Here is a 14,429-nt window from a genome sequence, read left to right as displayed (position 1 = left end):
CTATCCCTTCACCGCCAGCAGCAGCTCCAGGTCTGTATATTTCAGCTTGAACTTCTCGCTAAGGTGGTAATTGGTCAGGGCGCCTTTGTAAAGATAGATGCCGTTACGGACACCCCTTTTGATCCAAACCAGGTTCTCAAATCCGCCGTCATCGGCTGCTTCGACGAGCAGTGGCATCAGCACATTGCTGATGGCTTCCGACGCTGTACGGGCAAATCCGGAAGGAATATTCGGTACGCAATAGTGTACCACATCGTATTTTTTGAATACAGGATTTTCGTGGGTCGTGATTTCGGATGTTTCAAAACAACCACCCCTGTCGATGCTTACATCTACGATCACCGAGCCGGCTTTCATATTGCTGACCATTGCTTCGGTTACAACTATAGGGGTACGCCCACTTTGCGACGACAATGCACCAACAGCAACATCCGCATTACGCAACTGTTCCGCCAGTACTTTGGGCTGAATAACGGAAGTAAATACCCGTACGCCAATATTGTTTTGTAAGCGTTTTAACTTATAAATGTTGTTATCAAAAACTTTTACGGAAGATCCCAACGCAAGGGCGGTGCGTGCGGCAAATTCTCCGACGATTCCTGCCCCTATGATTACTACTTTCGTAGGCGGAATTCCCGTCACACCTCCTAACAGGATGCCTTTCCCTTTATTGTCGTTGCTCAGGTATTGCCCGGCTATCAGCATACAGGCCCCCCCTGCAATCTCACTCATCGCTCTGACAATAGGGTAGGTGCCGGCATCGTCTTTCAGGTTTTCGAACGATAGCAGCGTGATGCGTTTGTCCATCATCCGTTCTACCTGCTGAGCCTTCAGCGCGGCAAGATGTATGGGCGAAATAACGATCTGGTGCGGATGAAGCAGCTCTATCTCATCGTCGTTCAGCGGGGCTGATTTAACAATAATCTCCGCCTTGAAAACCTCTTTTTTATCGTATACGATCTCTGCCCCGGCTTCCGAATAGTCTGTATCGTAATAATGAGAACCGTCGCCGGCCTTATGTTCTACTACAATGTGGTGCCCATGCGCAGCCAGTATGCTTACAGCATCGGGGGTAAGGGCAATCCGGTTTTCCTGGAACGAAGTCTCCTTCGGGATTCCTATGAACAAACGGGAATTTTTCTGGGGAATATCCAGCGTCTCCTCCAGTGGTGAATAGGTGAATCCGGCACTTACTACAGGTTTCTGCCTCTGCTCCATATATGGGTGTTAAGTTTTTAGATCGAAGTATTCAAAGATACGTCATTTGAGAGATGAAGCGATTTCAAGTAACCGCCTTTTTTGATCGGGCTGCACTTCCAGCTGAAGGTGAACGGTATCGGGTGGAAGCAGATGCGCTATTATTTCCGGCCATTCCACAAAACAAACGGCATCCTGGTAAAGCGTGTCTTCCACACCTGCACTGATGGCATCATCTTCGTCGCGCAGCCGGTAGAGGTCAAGATGGAAAATACTATGGGCAACTCCTTTGTCATCCTCGTAGGCATATTCATTAATGATTGAAAAAGTAGGACTGGCGGTGGCATCGTGTACTCCCCGGGCTGCACAAAGGGCTTTTACCAACGTGGTTTTTCCGGCCCCCATCGGCCCTGTAAGGGTAAACACCCGTTTGTCTGCAAAATGTTCCCAGAATTGCCTGGCAGTTTCCGGTAATTGATCCAGCGTAAATGTCCATTGCATAGCCAAAAATAGCGAAAAGGCGCTAAATCAGCCCCGGGGCTTTATGCCTCTCTGTTGCATTAATATTTTCCCTGTCTATTTCGTCAACAGGTACCTTTGTATGCAGGAGGATAAGCTAAATGACAGCTATCAATTGCAAGGTAGAAGGGATGCACTGTACCAGCTGCGCTGCCAGCGTTTCAAAATACCTGGAAAAGAAAGGCATGCAGGATGTAAATGTCAGTTTTGCCACAGAAGAAGTGAGCTTCATCGCCCCCGAAGGTGCCGATTCCGGAGAAGTACTCGAAGGTATTGCCCAGATGGGATACCGGGTAGTATTACCGGAAGATAAACCTGCTGAGCGTAAATTCTATACCACGCTGCTATTCAAATTTTCTTTTTGTTTAATATTTACACTTCCCTTATTGTTGCACATGTGGGTGAACTGGCCCTGGTTACATCAGCCCTGGGTACAGTTTGGGCTTACACTACCAGTGTACGCAGTGGGCATGTGGCATTTCGGACGCAGTGCTGTTCGTTCGCTGATCAACCGCATGGCCAATATGGATGTGTTGGTGACCATTGGAGCTACTGCTGCATTTGTATACAGCGTTGTGGGGACTCTTATTTACGGCGACGCAGATTATATGTTTTTTGAAACCGCTGCAGCCATCATCACCCTGGTATTCCTCGGCAACCTGCTGGAAGAGAAATCCGTAAAACAAACTACTACTGCTATATCCGAACTGGCCCGCATGCAGGTCACTACTGCGCGTTTGATCAATACCGATCATGGGCATGAGCATATCCACGAAGTGGATAACCGTACCCTTCGCACGGGAGATTGTGTACTCGTTAACACCGGCGATAAGATCCCGATGGACGGTACCATTTACTGGGGCAGCGGCCATGTGAATGAATCCATGATCACAGGAGAAAGTGCGCCGGTAAGTAAGCAGGAAAAAGATAAGGTGATAGGAGGTACCATACTGGAAGATGGAAGTATCAAAGTCTATATAACAGCTACAGGCAAAGACACCGTACTATCATATATTATAGAGCTGGTGCGGCAGGCGCAGGCCGATAAGCCTCCAATGCAGAAACTGGCCGATCGTATCAGCGCCGTTTTTGTACCCCTGGTGCTCAGCATTGCATTGATCACCTTCCTGGGCTGGTATTTTATCGGGCATACTTCATTCGGAACAGCGATGATGCGGAGTGTAGCCGTACTGGTGATTGCGTGCCCCTGCGCCATGGGACTGGCAACACCTGCTGCCGTAATGGTGGGCCTGGGCCGTGCAGCCCGCAATGGTATACTCATCAAAGGCGGTCATACCCTCGAAATGTTCAAAAATATCAGGCAGGTAGTGTTTGATAAAACAGGTACCCTCACCACTGGTAAACTGCAGCTGGGCGCCTTTCATGCTATTGATATGCCGGAAGAAGCATTCAAACAGGTGGTATATAGTCTCGAAAAATATTCCTCACATCCTATTGCACGCTCTATTGCAGCCCTGTGGAAGCCGGCCGGAGAAATTACACTGCAACAGGTACGCGAGCACAAAGGGCTGGGAATGCGGGCCAGCGATACACTGGGAAATCAATGGCAGCTGGGATCTTTTCGTATGGCGGAAGGGTTAACGGAAGATGACAGTCATAACCTTTATCTCATAAAGAACGATCAGCTGGCCGGCTGGATCGATTTTACCGACGAAATAAGACCAGAAGCAGCTGCGGTAATCAGGCAGCTCCAATCTTCCGGTATCAAACCCATATTGCTAAGCGGCGATACCAGACGTAAATGCAACGAACTGGCCGCTCAACTGGGAATCACGGAGGTATACGCAGAACAGTCGCCCGAGCAGAAGCTGCAGAAAATAGACAGCCTGATGAACACCGCTGCTACCGCAATGGTGGGCGATGGTATCAACGACGCGCCGGCGCTGGCCAAAGCTACTATTGGTATTTCCCTGAGCGATGCCACACAGGTAGCCATGCAAAGTGCCAACGTAGTATTATTGAATAACAACCTGGAAGCATTGCCACTGGCGCTCGGCCTGGGCAGGCACACCTATCTGACGATCAAACAAAACCTCTTCTGGGCATTTGCCTATAATATAGTAGCTATCCCGGTAGCAGCACTGGGGTTGCTGAATCCCATCCTGGGCGCCGGTGTAATGGGACTTTCGGATATTGTGCTGGCGGTGAATTCGGTACGACTGCGCTACAAGAATGTGAGCTGAAAAGCGGCAATTCTCCTATCTTCGCAGTAACCATTAAATTATTATTTGAGCGCGCCTGTTGCCATATTACAGCAATACTGGGGATATGAAGGTTTCCGCCCATTGCAGGAAGATATTGTGAATTCGATACTCGCAGGGCAGGATACACTTGCGTTGTTACCTACCGGTGGTGGTAAATCGATCTGTTTTCAGGTGCCAGCCATGATGAAACCGGGGTTATGCCTCGTGATTACGCCGCTGATAGCGCTGATGAAAGACCAGGTGGCCAACCTCAAAAAGAGAGGTATTACAGCTTATTCCATCTTTTCAGGAATGCCTTTTCAGGAGGTGGAAAGGGTGCTGGAAGCGGCCCGCCGCGGTGGATGTAAATTTCTGTATGTATCTCCCGAAAGATTACAAAGCCGGCTGTTTCAGACTTATTGCGACGGCTTGCCGGTGAACCTGATAGCAGTAGATGAAGCACACTGTATTTCCCAATGGGGGTACGATTTCCGGCCTGCTTACCTGCAGATCGCGGATATACGCAGTTTTTTCCCTGATGCGCCGGTACTGGCACTCACGGCGTCGGCTACTCCAAAGGTGCAGACAGACATCTGTGAGAAACTGCTGATGAAAGATGCCGCCGTTTTCTCAAAAAGCTTTGCCCGTTCCAATCTTTCTTACAGCGTACTCGAAGAAACTTCTAAAATTGATAAAGTCAGGCATATCCTTGAACGTGTTCCCGGATCAGGGATCGTGTATTGCCGCAACCGTAAGCGTACGAAGGAAATAGCAGATTTGCTTTCCCTGCAGGGGATTCCGGCCAGTTACTACCATGCCGGACTTCCACAGGCTGAACGTGCCGCCCGCCAGGAAGCATGGGTAAACAATGAAACCAGGATCATGGTTTGTACGAATGCTTTTGGTATGGGAATCGACAAGCCCGATGTACGGATTGTAGTGCATTACGACCTGCCCGATGGCCCCGAAGCCTATTACCAGGAAGCTGGCCGCGCAGGAAGGGATGAAGAAAAAGCATACGCTGTATTGCTTTATAACGAAAATGAGCTGGCAGAGATGGAGGAACGCATCGCACTGCAATTTCCCGATATGGAGCAGATCCGGGAGGTATACCAGGCCATCGTTAACTATTTGCAGGTGCCCGTAGGCAGTTCGGAAGGACTGTACTACGATTTCGATATCAACGATTTTGCCCGGACTTTTCAGTTGAACCTGACCATGGCTTACAGCGCATTACGCCTGCTGGAACAGGAAGGTATCCTGCAACTCAGCGAAAGTGTGTTCCTGCCATCCAGAGCGGAATTCATCACTAACAAGGATACACTCTATGAGTTCGAAAATGCCTATCCTGTTTTGGAAGAAATCATCAAAACACTCCTTCGTACCTACGAGGGAATCTTTGATAATCCTGTGCCCATCTACGAAAGACAGATCGGGCGTATTATGCTGATGGAAGATGATGACATCGCCGCTCAGCTGCAGCAGCTGCATCAATACGGCATTCTGCGCTACCAGCCCAGAAGGGATCAGCCCCAGCTCTATTTCTTACAGGAAAGAGTATCCGCCCGCAATCTGCGTATCAATATGGCCCGGGTAGAGATTCGCAAAAAAGTATACACGGATAGGCTAAATGCCATGTTTGCGTATGCCCGTAACAGTGATACCTGCCGTACACAACAACTGGTTACCTATTTCGGGGAAAAAAACTGTGCTCCCTGCGGTGTTTGCGACGTGTGCCTGAAGAAAAAGTCTCAACCGCTGGATGCCTCCGGTTTCAAACGTATATCCGATACCGTTATAGATATCCTGAAAGAACAACCACTTTTGTTCAATGCCCTGCAAACCCGCCTTCCTGACGTAAAGCGAACCGATCTGATGGAAGTGTTGCAGTTCCTGAATGAAGAAGGTGTGGTGGGGAGAGATGAGGTGGGGAGGCTGATATATCAAATTACGAATTAGGAATATGGAATTAAGAATGAAGAGCGAAGATCTAAGCGGATATCAGATAATATTATCCACTTAGATCTTCGCTCTTCATTCTTAATTCTATATTCTCAATTCTTAATTCACGGCCACGATTCTATCTTCCTTCACGCTTGCAAACGCCGCCTCAATGATCCTGATCACTTTAATTGCGTCTTCGGCTGGAACCGGGTTTGGAGCCTTGTTGGCAATAGCTTCGTAGATACCCTGGTAGTAATCCATGTAGTTGCCATTGGGGCTGGGAACATATTTTTTTACAATGCTGCCGTTTTCTTCGGTGTGGAGTAATCCCCATTCATGCGGACCTTCAGCGCCCCAATCAGGGCTGTTCGGGAAGAGTCCTCTCTGCAACTGAGCTTCCTGGATATCTGCCTTGCTTTTGATAAAGGAGCCTATGCGGCCATGTAGCTGATATGCAGGAAGTGCTTCCCGCACCAGGTAGCTGCACTTCAGGCGAACACGGAGATGCTCATAGTAAAGTACCAGCTCAAAGTAGTCATCTACCACAGAATCGCGACGGATGACGCGGATATCAGCCCACAGTTTCCGGGGCATACCAAAGAGGGTAACCGCCTGGTCTATCAGGTGGGAACCAAGATCGTATAAAGCGCCTGTACCAGGGCCTCCCACTTCTTTATGCTTCTTGTAACTGAGTTCCTCTTTGAAACGGTCGTAGTGGATTTCCGCTTCCAACACATCACCGAGCTTGCCGGATTGCAGAATCTGTTTAACAATCTTGTAATCGCTGTCGTAGCGGCGGTTGTGATATACACTCAGCAGCAGGCCTTTTTCTTTAGCAAGTGCGGCCAGTGCCACACCCTCTGCGGCGTGTACTGTAAACGGTTTTTCTACTACTACATTTTTGCCGGCTTCCAGTGCAGCTTTTACGTAATCGTAGTGGGTATAATTCGGCGTATTTACGACAATCAGCTCCAGTTCTTTATCTGCCAGCATATCATCAATACTCGTATATACCTTAACGTTAGGATAGCGCTGGCGCGCCAGGTCTTTGCTTCTTTCTACAACAGCAGTGAATTCAAAATTCGGATTCACATGCAGAAAAGGAGCGTGGAAAACTTGTCCGGACATGCCATAGGAGCAAACGCCCGTTTTAATAACTCTACTCATAATTATTGTCGGATAGCGCAGGAGACTATTGCCTCCTGCTTGTGAAATGTAGTAATATCTCTGATCTGATCAGCGAACGGCAACTGATTTAAAACCAGCTTTTCCCTTTGCTTCTTCCGCCAAGGCCCAGCGCCCCCAACAGGCTGCGGGTAATAACGCTGGCGGCTGTACGACCAACCTGGCGTGCCACAGAGCTGTCGAGTACTTCTTCCAGTAAACTCTTTTCCTCTTTGGGCCTGGCGCCACCAGATCCTGAACCAGTCTGCTGTTGAGCAGCGGTTTTATCAGCTGCTTCCTGCAACTTGGCAGTAAGAATCTCGTATGCACTTTCGTTGTCGATCTCTTCTTCGTATTTTTTTACCAGCTTCGAATTGGCAACGATCGCATCTATTTCTGCCTGCGTCAGCACGTCCATGCGCGACCGTGGCGATACCAGCATGGTAGCGGCCAATGGAGTCGGAATGCCCTTTTCATTGAGGCAGGTGATCAACGCTTCTCCGATACCTATCTGTGTCAGCAGCTCGTCTGTTTTGTAGTAATCTGAGAGTGGATAGTTCTCTGCAGTTTGTTTGATCGCTTTACGATCGTTTGCAGTAAATGCACGCAGCGCATGCTGCACTTTAAGCCCCAGCTGCCCAAGCACAGACGGTGGTACATCTGTAGGATTTTGTGTACAGAAGAAAATACCCACGCCTTTGGAACGGATCAGTTTTATGATGGTATCTATCTGTTTCAGCAGTGCATCGCTGGCTTCATTGAAGATGAGATGTGCCTCATCAATGAACATCACCAGCTTCGGTTTATCGAGGTCACCTTCTTCCGGAAGGGTGGCATATAGTTCTGCCAGCAGGCTAAGCATAAAGGTAGAAAAGAGTTTCGGCCGGTCCTGTATATCACTTACACGCAGGATGGATACCATGCCTCTGCCATCGTTGCTGATACGCATGAGGTCATCTACTTCAAACGACCGTTCACCGAAAAACTGCGCAGCGCCCTGTTGCTCCAGTTCAATTACTTTACGAAGAACGGTACCGGTGGAGGTGGTGGAGATTTTACCATATTCCTTTTCCATTTCCGCCTTTCCTTCGTCGCCGGCGTATTGCAATACTTTTTTGAAGTCTTTCAGATCCAGCAATGGTAATTTGTTGTCGTCGCAATACTTGAACAGCATGGCAACGAGCCCTGCCTGGATATCATTGAGTTCGAGGATCTTCGACAACAGAATAGGACCAAATTCGCTGGTAGTAGCCCGCAGCCGCACGCCTTTTTCCTGGCTGAGCGACAATAATTCAGATGGATATGCAGCCGGGCTCCAGGTGCCTCCGATTTTCTGATAGCGTTCTGTAATCTTTGCATTGCTGGTACCAGCAGCTGCAATACCGCTGAGATCCCCTTTGATGTCCATCAGCAATACAGGTACACTGGCGTCGCTAAGCCCTTCGGCAATTACCTGCAGGGTTTTGGTTTTACCCGTGCCGGTGGCGCCGGCAATCAGTCCGTGCCGGTTCAGTGTTTTCAGCGGCAGGTAAACATCCGCACCGGTTACTACTTCTCCATTCAACATAGCACAGCCTAACTTAAAATGTTCGCCCTGAAATGTATAACCGCTTTTGATATAGTCCAGAAATGCTTCCTGATTGGCCATGATGTATACTTTTTTTATGAAGATAATAAAAGGAAGCGTTTGTTCCGAGTTCCACGAAGCTAATTTACAGTTAACAAGCCCGGCAGAACAAGCACTCACTGGGCCCAACCCGCTTCGGGGAAGTAAATACTGCTTCGTTATACATCTCACAAAATAAAAAAATCCGCTATGCGATAGCAGATTTTTTTGTTTGTCTTTAGCCTTTGTGGATGAATGCTATCAGAGATCTTCCTCTCTTTCCAGCATCAGAATTGCTCCCTGCGGAACTATGTAATAGGTTTCATCTTCATATACCACTTCGGTGGAGCCACTCAGCAGAAAAATAGCCAGATCTCCCTCTTTTACCTGTAAAGGAATGTATTTGACCTTTTCCTCTTCTGGTTTCCAGGCTTCATCACTGTCGGCAGGTAGCGGAATAGCATAACCAGGTCCGGTTTTGATAACATAGCCCCTTTGTACTTTTTCCTTTTCCTGAACCCCTGGAGGCAGGTATAATCCACTGCTGGTGCGCTCGTGGGGAGTAGCTGGCTTTATCAGCACACGGTCGCCCACAACGATCAGTTTTTTCAATTTATTATCTGTTGTTATGTGTATAGCCATGCAGCTATACTATCAAATATAATGCAGCAGCCGTAACAATGACAGACTGACAGCGCTTTAGATGTTTGTCAGTGCAAAAGTTTCACCTGCCCGGATACCTTTATCGGTTTGTTGCAATATGCAGCACTCGTTTACCGGATCATGCTCCAGGAACAGGATATATTGTTTGTCCAGCGCTTCCTGCAGGAAAGCCTTTTTCTCCTGCAATGTTTTCAGTGGGAACATATCATATGCCATTACATAAGGTAGCGGGATATGTCCGATGGAAGGCAGCAGATCTGCCATGTAAACGATGGTCCTGTCTTTATAGGTGATCTGGGGAAGCATCATTGCATCTGTATGCCCATTGGCAAAGCGGACGCTGATATTATCCGTAAACCGGATACCCTCCTGATGTGCTACAAATTTCAACTGCCCGCTTTCCTGTATAGGCAGGATGTTTTCTTTCAGGAAAGAAGCTTTTTCCCGGTCGTTGGGCTGTGTAGCCCATTTCCAGTGATCTTCATTGCTCCAGTAGGTAGCATTGCTGAAGGCCGGTACCAGTTTATCCTGCTGGCGGATGATACTGCCTCCGCAATGATCGAAATGCAGATGTGTCAGAAACACATCTGTAATATCATCGCGATGGAATCCGTGTGCAGCAAGCGATTTATCCAGGGTGGCATCTCCGTGGAGAAAATAGTGGCTGAAGAATTTTGCATCCTGTTTGTCACCAATTCCATTGTCGACCAATATCAGGCGTTTCCCATCTTCTATCAACAGGCAGCGCATAGCCCAGGAGCAGAGGTTATTTTCATCTGAAGGATTCAGCTTATTCCATATTGTTTTGGGTACCACGCCAAACATGGCGCCCCCGTCGAGTTTGAAGAATCCGGTATCGATGGTGTATAATTTCATAGCACTTGTTTTTCGACGTTTAGCAGCAGAAAGTTACCCAATTATATGCGGATAAGATTATTTGGCCAGCTGTTTTTGCTTAAGCAGCGCTGAAATAATCCATATCAGGCCAATCACAAAAAACACTATCAGCGCCAGCACCGAATTACGCATATCATTTGTAAGGTCATCGATATACGCAAAAGAGAACATACCGATCACAATGGAAAGTTTTTCGGTAACATCATAGTAACTGAAGAAGGAGGTGGTATCAGTGGTTTCGGGCATGAGCTTCGCGTAGGTCGACCGGCTGAGCGATTGTATACCTCCCATTACCAGACCCACGGCCGTTGCCAGCATATAGAAGTGAAAAGCAGTTTGCATTTTATACCCTGCAATACAGACACCAATCCACAAAAATACAACGCCAATCAATACACGAAGATTACCATATTTACCGGAGAGCTTTGCCATGATCCAGGCGCCGGCAATAGCTACTATCTGGATCACGACCACCGTCACAATCAATTGGGTTGCCTCCAGGTGAAGCACTTTGCTGCCGAATATGGTGGCTGCCATCATTACGGTTTGTACGCCCATGCTGTAGAAAAAGAAGCCCCGGAGGAAGCGCTTCAGTACAGGGAGTACGCGAACCTGTGCGTATACTTTGCGCAGCTCGGTAAAGCCTTCTGTTAATACACTGCTGTTGTGTTTGGTCACTGTGGCCGTGCTCTTGGGAAGACTGGCAAATGTAATCTGGGCAAATCCCAGCCACCAGATACCTACCAGCAGGAAAGTGATCTTTACCGGCAGGCTTTCATCCCAGCCCTGTTTCTTGCCATATAGTACAATTGCGAATCCTATCAGCTGCAGAATTACACTGCCTATATAGCCCATGCCGTATCCTTTTGCACTCACGCTATCACGATCTTCCGGCGTGGCAATTTCAGGCAGATAGGAATTGTAGAACACCAGTCCGCCACAATATCCCATCGTGGCTAACATGAATCCCAGCACACCAATTGTGAGATGATCCCCATCGAACAGGTATAAGGCACTGCAGGATAAAGCGCCCAGAATGGTGAAGAAGCGGAGGAAATTCTTTTTATTTCCCCTTGTATCTGCAATAGACGACAGGATAGGGGAGGCCAATGCTACCAGTAAAAAAGCAACAGCCATGGTATAGTTATACAGCGCAGAATTAACGAAGCGCATCCCCATAAAGGAAACATGTCCGTTTTCGCCGTTCGTTACAGCAAGAAAGTAGATAGGAAAGAAAGTAGTAGTGATAACAAGATTGTACACAGAGTTGGCCCAATCGTACATCGCCCAGCCGTTGATTACTTTGTTACTGGCAGTCTTCATAAATAGATTTTCACGAAGATAGTTTTTTTACCTGCTACTAGTAGCTGAGGGCTATTTCTTATAATCGGAAATGTGTATGTACTCTTTGCACATGAAGTACTCCTGTTCATCATTGGAGCTGACGATGATAAGGCGGTCGCCTCCGTATTCCCTGATCAGTTGCTGATATACGGCGATCCCGGCAGCATCGAGGTTGGTGCAGGGCTCATCGAGCAACAGCACCGGCACATCAGACAGGATAGCAAGTGCCAGTTTGATACGTTGCTTCATACCGGAGGAGAAGTTGCGGATCTGTTTATTGGCGGCTTTCTCAAGGCCTACCAATTCCATCGCTATGGCAGGAGTGATACCAGGAAGAAAGGATTTGAACTGCAGATGGAAGTTGATCATCTCGGTGAGCGTAAATTCTTCAATCAGTTCGAGGTAAGGAGCAGCAATAGTGCAATACCGGAAAAACGCATCAGGAGCAATGGGCTTTTCCGGTGTACTATAAGTAACGGTGCCTTCATTGTGATGAAGGGCACCGCTGATAACCTGTAATAAGGTGGATTTGCCCGAACCATTGGGCCCCAGAATAGCATAACGCTGACCTTCACTAAACGTAAGGGTTACACGACGGAAAATCCAGTCGTAGTTAAAACGCTTGCCTGTCTGGTTAAGAGATATCGTCATTGGTCCTGGAAGTATAGCCTCTCATAATACCACGTCCTGATTCACGGATGAACGACAGGATTTCATCTCTTTCATCGGTAGCAGGAAATTCTGCTTCTATGATGCTGATAGCTTTGGACAATTTATATCCTTTCACAAAAATTATCCGGTATATATCCAGGATGTGATTGATTTTTTCCAGCGCGAAACCTCTCCGTTTCAAACCTACGGAGTTAACACCTACATACGACAGCGGCTCACGGGCAGCTTTTACGTAAGGAGGTACATCTTTACGCACCAGGGATCCACCTGTTACGAAGGCATGATCACCGATTTTGCAGAACTGTTGTACAGCCACCATACCCGCCAGCACTACGTGGTTACCTACGGAGATGTGACCAGCCAGGGTGGTGTTGTTGGAGAATACGCAGAAATCACCTACTTCACAATCGTGTGCGATGTGGCTGTAAGCCATGATCAGGCAATTGTTACCGATTTTGGTTTTCCATTTGTCTTTGGTACCGCGGTTGATGGTTACATACTCACGGATCGTAGTATTGTCGCCAATCTCGGCGGTAGTGTCTTCACCCACAAATTTTAAATCCTGGGGGATAGCAGAAATAACGGCGCCCGGAAAAATACGGCAGTTTTTTCCGATGCGGGCTCCTTCCATAATGGTGACATTGGAGCCTATCCAGGTGCCATCACCGATTTCCACATTTTTATGTATAACGGTGAATGGATCAATCTTTACATTAGGCGCAACTTTGGCGTCCGGATGTATATATGTTAGCGGGTGGATCATTGCGATTATTTGCCTTCTCTGGTTTTTATAATTTGTGCTATCATGTCGGCCTCAGTAGCAACCTTATTGCCGATAAATACTGTCCCCCGCATTTCTACAAGTCCTCTTCTGATAGGACTCAGCAGTTCCATTTTCAGGATCATAGTGTCGCCCGGAACTACCTTTTGCTTGAATTTACAGTTATCTATTTTCAGGAAATAGGTATCATAGTTTTCAGGGTCTGGTACGCGGTTCAGTGCCAGGATACCGCCTACCTGTGCCAGTGCTTCCAGCTGCAACACGCCCGGCATCACCGGATTACCAGGGAAGTGCCCCTGGAAGAAGCCTTCATTGAAGGTGACATTCTTGATACCTACTACTTTTTCCTCACCCAGCTCAATGATCTTGTCTACCAGCAGCATCGGATAACGATGTGGCAGCGTTCTTTCTATACGCGGTGTATCAAAGATCGGTGGCTGATTCGGATCATATACGGGAACATCCTTATTATGTTTGTTCTTTTTGATATATGCTTTGATCTTACGGGCAAATTCCACGTTGGAAGCATGTCCCGGACGGTTCGCGATGATATGGGCATTGATAGGGTAGCCGATCAGTGCGAGGTCGCCTACTACGTCCAGCAGCTTGTGACGTGCCGGTTCGTTCGGGAAGCGCAGCTCAATATTATTCAGAATTCCTTCTTTCTGTACAGATATGTTATCGCGGTTGAACACCTTCGCCAGGCGGGCCAGTTCTTCTTCTGTTACCGGCTTATCTACTACCACAATCGCATTGTTGATGTCGCCTCCTTTGATGAGGTTGAGCGACAGCTGGTATTCCAGTTCATGCAGGAAGCAGAAAGTACGGCAAGGTGCAATTTCAGTCTTGAATTCTTCAATTCCCTTCATCTTCGCATGCTGGGTACCCAGTACTGGGGAGTTGAAATCGATCAGGCAGGTGATACGGTAATTCACAGATGGCATCGCCACCATTTCTACCTTCTTCTTCTCGTCGTAATAGCTGACATTGGTATCAATCGTATAATATACCTTCTTGGCATCCTGGTTCTGAAGCCCTGTTTTCTCAATGGCATCAATGAATGCATAGGCACTGCCATCCATGATGGGAATTTCTCCACCGTCGAGTTCCACCAGTACGTTATCCACACCGGTTCCGGCCAGGGCGGCCATGATGTGCTCTACAGTACTTACTCTTGCTCCGTTGTGTTCCAGGGTAGTACTACGGGTGGTTTCCACTACATAGTCCACATCTGCCTTCACAATGGGTTGGCCTGGTAGGTCAATACGCTGAAATTTAATTCCATGACCCGGATTGGCTGGTTTAAGGGTCATATTAACATGAGCGCCTGTATGCAAGCCAATACCCGACAAAGTAATTTCTCCTTTCAGGGTATGCTGGTATTGCAACTCTTGATTTTCCATAATAACTTCCTATATGTAACTATTTGACTAGTAAT

Annotated in this window: 12 protein-coding genes; 2 read left to right on the top strand and 10 right to left on the bottom strand. The window is 47.7% G+C overall.

The genetic code is table 11. The features are described 5' to 3' along the window. Positions 1-1,218, bottom strand: coding sequence for an alanine dehydrogenase (locus UNH61_RS26905; protein WP_326995093.1), 1,218 nt, complete (start codon positions 1,216-1,218; stop codon positions 1-3). A 42-nt stretch (positions 1,219-1,260) separates the two neighbouring features. Then, entirely contained in the window at positions 1,261-1,698 is a 438-nt protein-coding gene (gene tsaE, locus UNH61_RS26900; RefSeq protein ID WP_326995092.1) for a tRNA (adenosine(37)-N6)-threonylcarbamoyltransferase complex ATPase subunit type 1 TsaE, read from the bottom strand. A gap of 119 nt (positions 1,699-1,817) precedes the next feature. Between tsaE and UNH61_RS26895 the strand changes: the two genes are divergently transcribed. Then, positions 1,818-3,920: a cation-translocating P-type ATPase gene (locus UNH61_RS26895; RefSeq protein ID WP_326995091.1), complete on the top strand. Its 2,103-nt coding sequence runs from the start codon at positions 1,818-1,820 to the stop codon at positions 3,918-3,920. Between the two features lie 45 nt (positions 3,921-3,965). Further along, entirely contained in the window at positions 3,966-5,879 is a 1,914-nt protein-coding gene (locus tag UNH61_RS26890; RefSeq protein ID WP_326995090.1) for an ATP-dependent DNA helicase RecQ, read from the top strand. Between the two features lie 102 nt (positions 5,880-5,981). Here UNH61_RS26890 and UNH61_RS26885 read toward each other — a convergent pair whose 3' ends face one another. From UNH61_RS26885 to UNH61_RS26850, 8 genes are all read right to left on the bottom strand, one after another. Next, positions 5,982-7,031 (bottom strand): Gfo/Idh/MocA family oxidoreductase, encoded by a 1,050-nt coding sequence (locus UNH61_RS26885; RefSeq protein WP_326995089.1) that lies wholly within the window; start codon positions 7,029-7,031, stop codon positions 5,982-5,984. Positions 7,032-7,119: 88 nt separating this feature from the next. Then, positions 7,120-8,676, bottom strand: a complete 1,557-nt coding sequence (locus UNH61_RS26880; protein WP_326995088.1) for a helicase HerA-like domain-containing protein — start codon at positions 8,674-8,676, stop codon at positions 7,120-7,122. Positions 8,677-8,895: 219 nt separating this feature from the next. After that, positions 8,896-9,276, bottom strand: a complete 381-nt coding sequence (locus UNH61_RS26875) for a co-chaperone GroES family protein (protein WP_339070416.1) — start codon at positions 9,274-9,276, stop codon at positions 8,896-8,898. 57 nt (positions 9,277-9,333) lie between these two features. After that, the gene (locus tag UNH61_RS26870) at positions 9,334-10,173 is read right to left on the bottom strand and encodes an MBL fold metallo-hydrolase (protein ID WP_326995086.1); all 840 of its coding nucleotides are present in this window, start codon (positions 10,171-10,173) and stop codon (positions 9,334-9,336) included. Between the two features lie 57 nt (positions 10,174-10,230). Next, positions 10,231-11,517 carry an MFS transporter gene (locus UNH61_RS26865; protein WP_326995085.1) on the bottom strand — a complete coding sequence of 429 codons (1,287 nt, stop codon included), beginning with the start codon at positions 11,515-11,517 and terminating at the stop codon, positions 10,231-10,233. Between the two features lie 51 nt (positions 11,518-11,568). Then, positions 11,569-12,189 (bottom strand): ATP-binding cassette domain-containing protein, encoded by a 621-nt coding sequence (locus tag UNH61_RS26860; protein ID WP_326995084.1) that lies wholly within the window; start codon positions 12,187-12,189, stop codon positions 11,569-11,571. Beyond that, entirely contained in the window at positions 12,173-12,973 is an 801-nt protein-coding gene (gene lpxA / locus UNH61_RS26855) for an acyl-ACP--UDP-N-acetylglucosamine O-acyltransferase (RefSeq protein WP_326995083.1), read from the bottom strand. The genes UNH61_RS26860 and lpxA overlap by 17 nt, the downstream gene beginning before the upstream one ends. Before the next feature lie 5 nt (positions 12,974-12,978). Then, a complete protein-coding gene (locus UNH61_RS26850; RefSeq protein ID WP_326995082.1) occupies positions 12,979-14,394 on the bottom strand; it encodes a bifunctional UDP-3-O-[3-hydroxymyristoyl] N-acetylglucosamine deacetylase/3-hydroxyacyl-ACP dehydratase in 1,416 nt (471 codons plus the stop codon). Between the last annotated feature and the right edge of the window lie 35 nt (positions 14,395-14,429).

The organism is Chitinophaga sp. 180180018-3, from assembly GCF_037893185.1.
GTDB lineage: Bacteria > Bacteroidota > Bacteroidia > Chitinophagales > Chitinophagaceae > Chitinophaga.
Note: the sequence above shows the minus strand (reverse complement) of the source record. Positions and strands in the feature narration are given on the sequence as shown.

Coding starts and splice junctions, on each gene's coding strand:
- UNH61_RS26905 (WP_326995093.1), bottom strand. CDS start 1,218: ATGGAGCAGAGGCAGAAACCTGTAGTAAGTGCCGGATTCACCTATTCA.
- tsaE (WP_326995092.1), bottom strand. CDS start 1,698: ATGCAATGGACATTTACGCTGGATCAATTACCGGAAACTGCCAGGCAA.
- UNH61_RS26895 (WP_326995091.1), top strand. CDS start 1,818: ATGACAGCTATCAATTGCAAGGTAGAAGGGATGCACTGTACCAGCTGC.
- UNH61_RS26885 (WP_326995089.1), bottom strand. CDS start 7,031: ATGAGTAGAGTTATTAAAACGGGCGTTTGCTCCTATGGCATGTCCGGA.
- UNH61_RS26880 (WP_326995088.1), bottom strand. CDS start 8,676: ATGGCCAATCAGGAAGCATTTCTGGACTATATCAAAAGCGGTTATACA.
- UNH61_RS26875 (WP_339070416.1), bottom strand. CDS start 9,276: ATGGCTATACACATAACAACAGATAATAAATTGAAAAAACTGATCGTT.
- UNH61_RS26870 (WP_326995086.1), bottom strand. CDS start 10,173: ATGAAATTATACACCATCGATACCGGATTCTTCAAACTCGACGGGGGC.
- UNH61_RS26865 (WP_326995085.1), bottom strand. CDS start 11,517: ATGAAGACTGCCAGTAACAAAGTAATCAACGGCTGGGCGATGTACGAT.
- UNH61_RS26860 (WP_326995084.1), bottom strand. CDS start 12,189: ATGACGATATCTCTTAACCAGACAGGCAAGCGTTTTAACTACGACTGG.
- lpxA (WP_326995083.1), bottom strand. CDS start 12,973: ATGATCCACCCGCTAACATATATACATCCGGACGCCAAAGTTGCGCCT.
- UNH61_RS26850 (WP_326995082.1), bottom strand. CDS start 14,394: ATGGAAAATCAAGAGTTGCAATACCAGCATACCCTGAAAGGAGAAATT.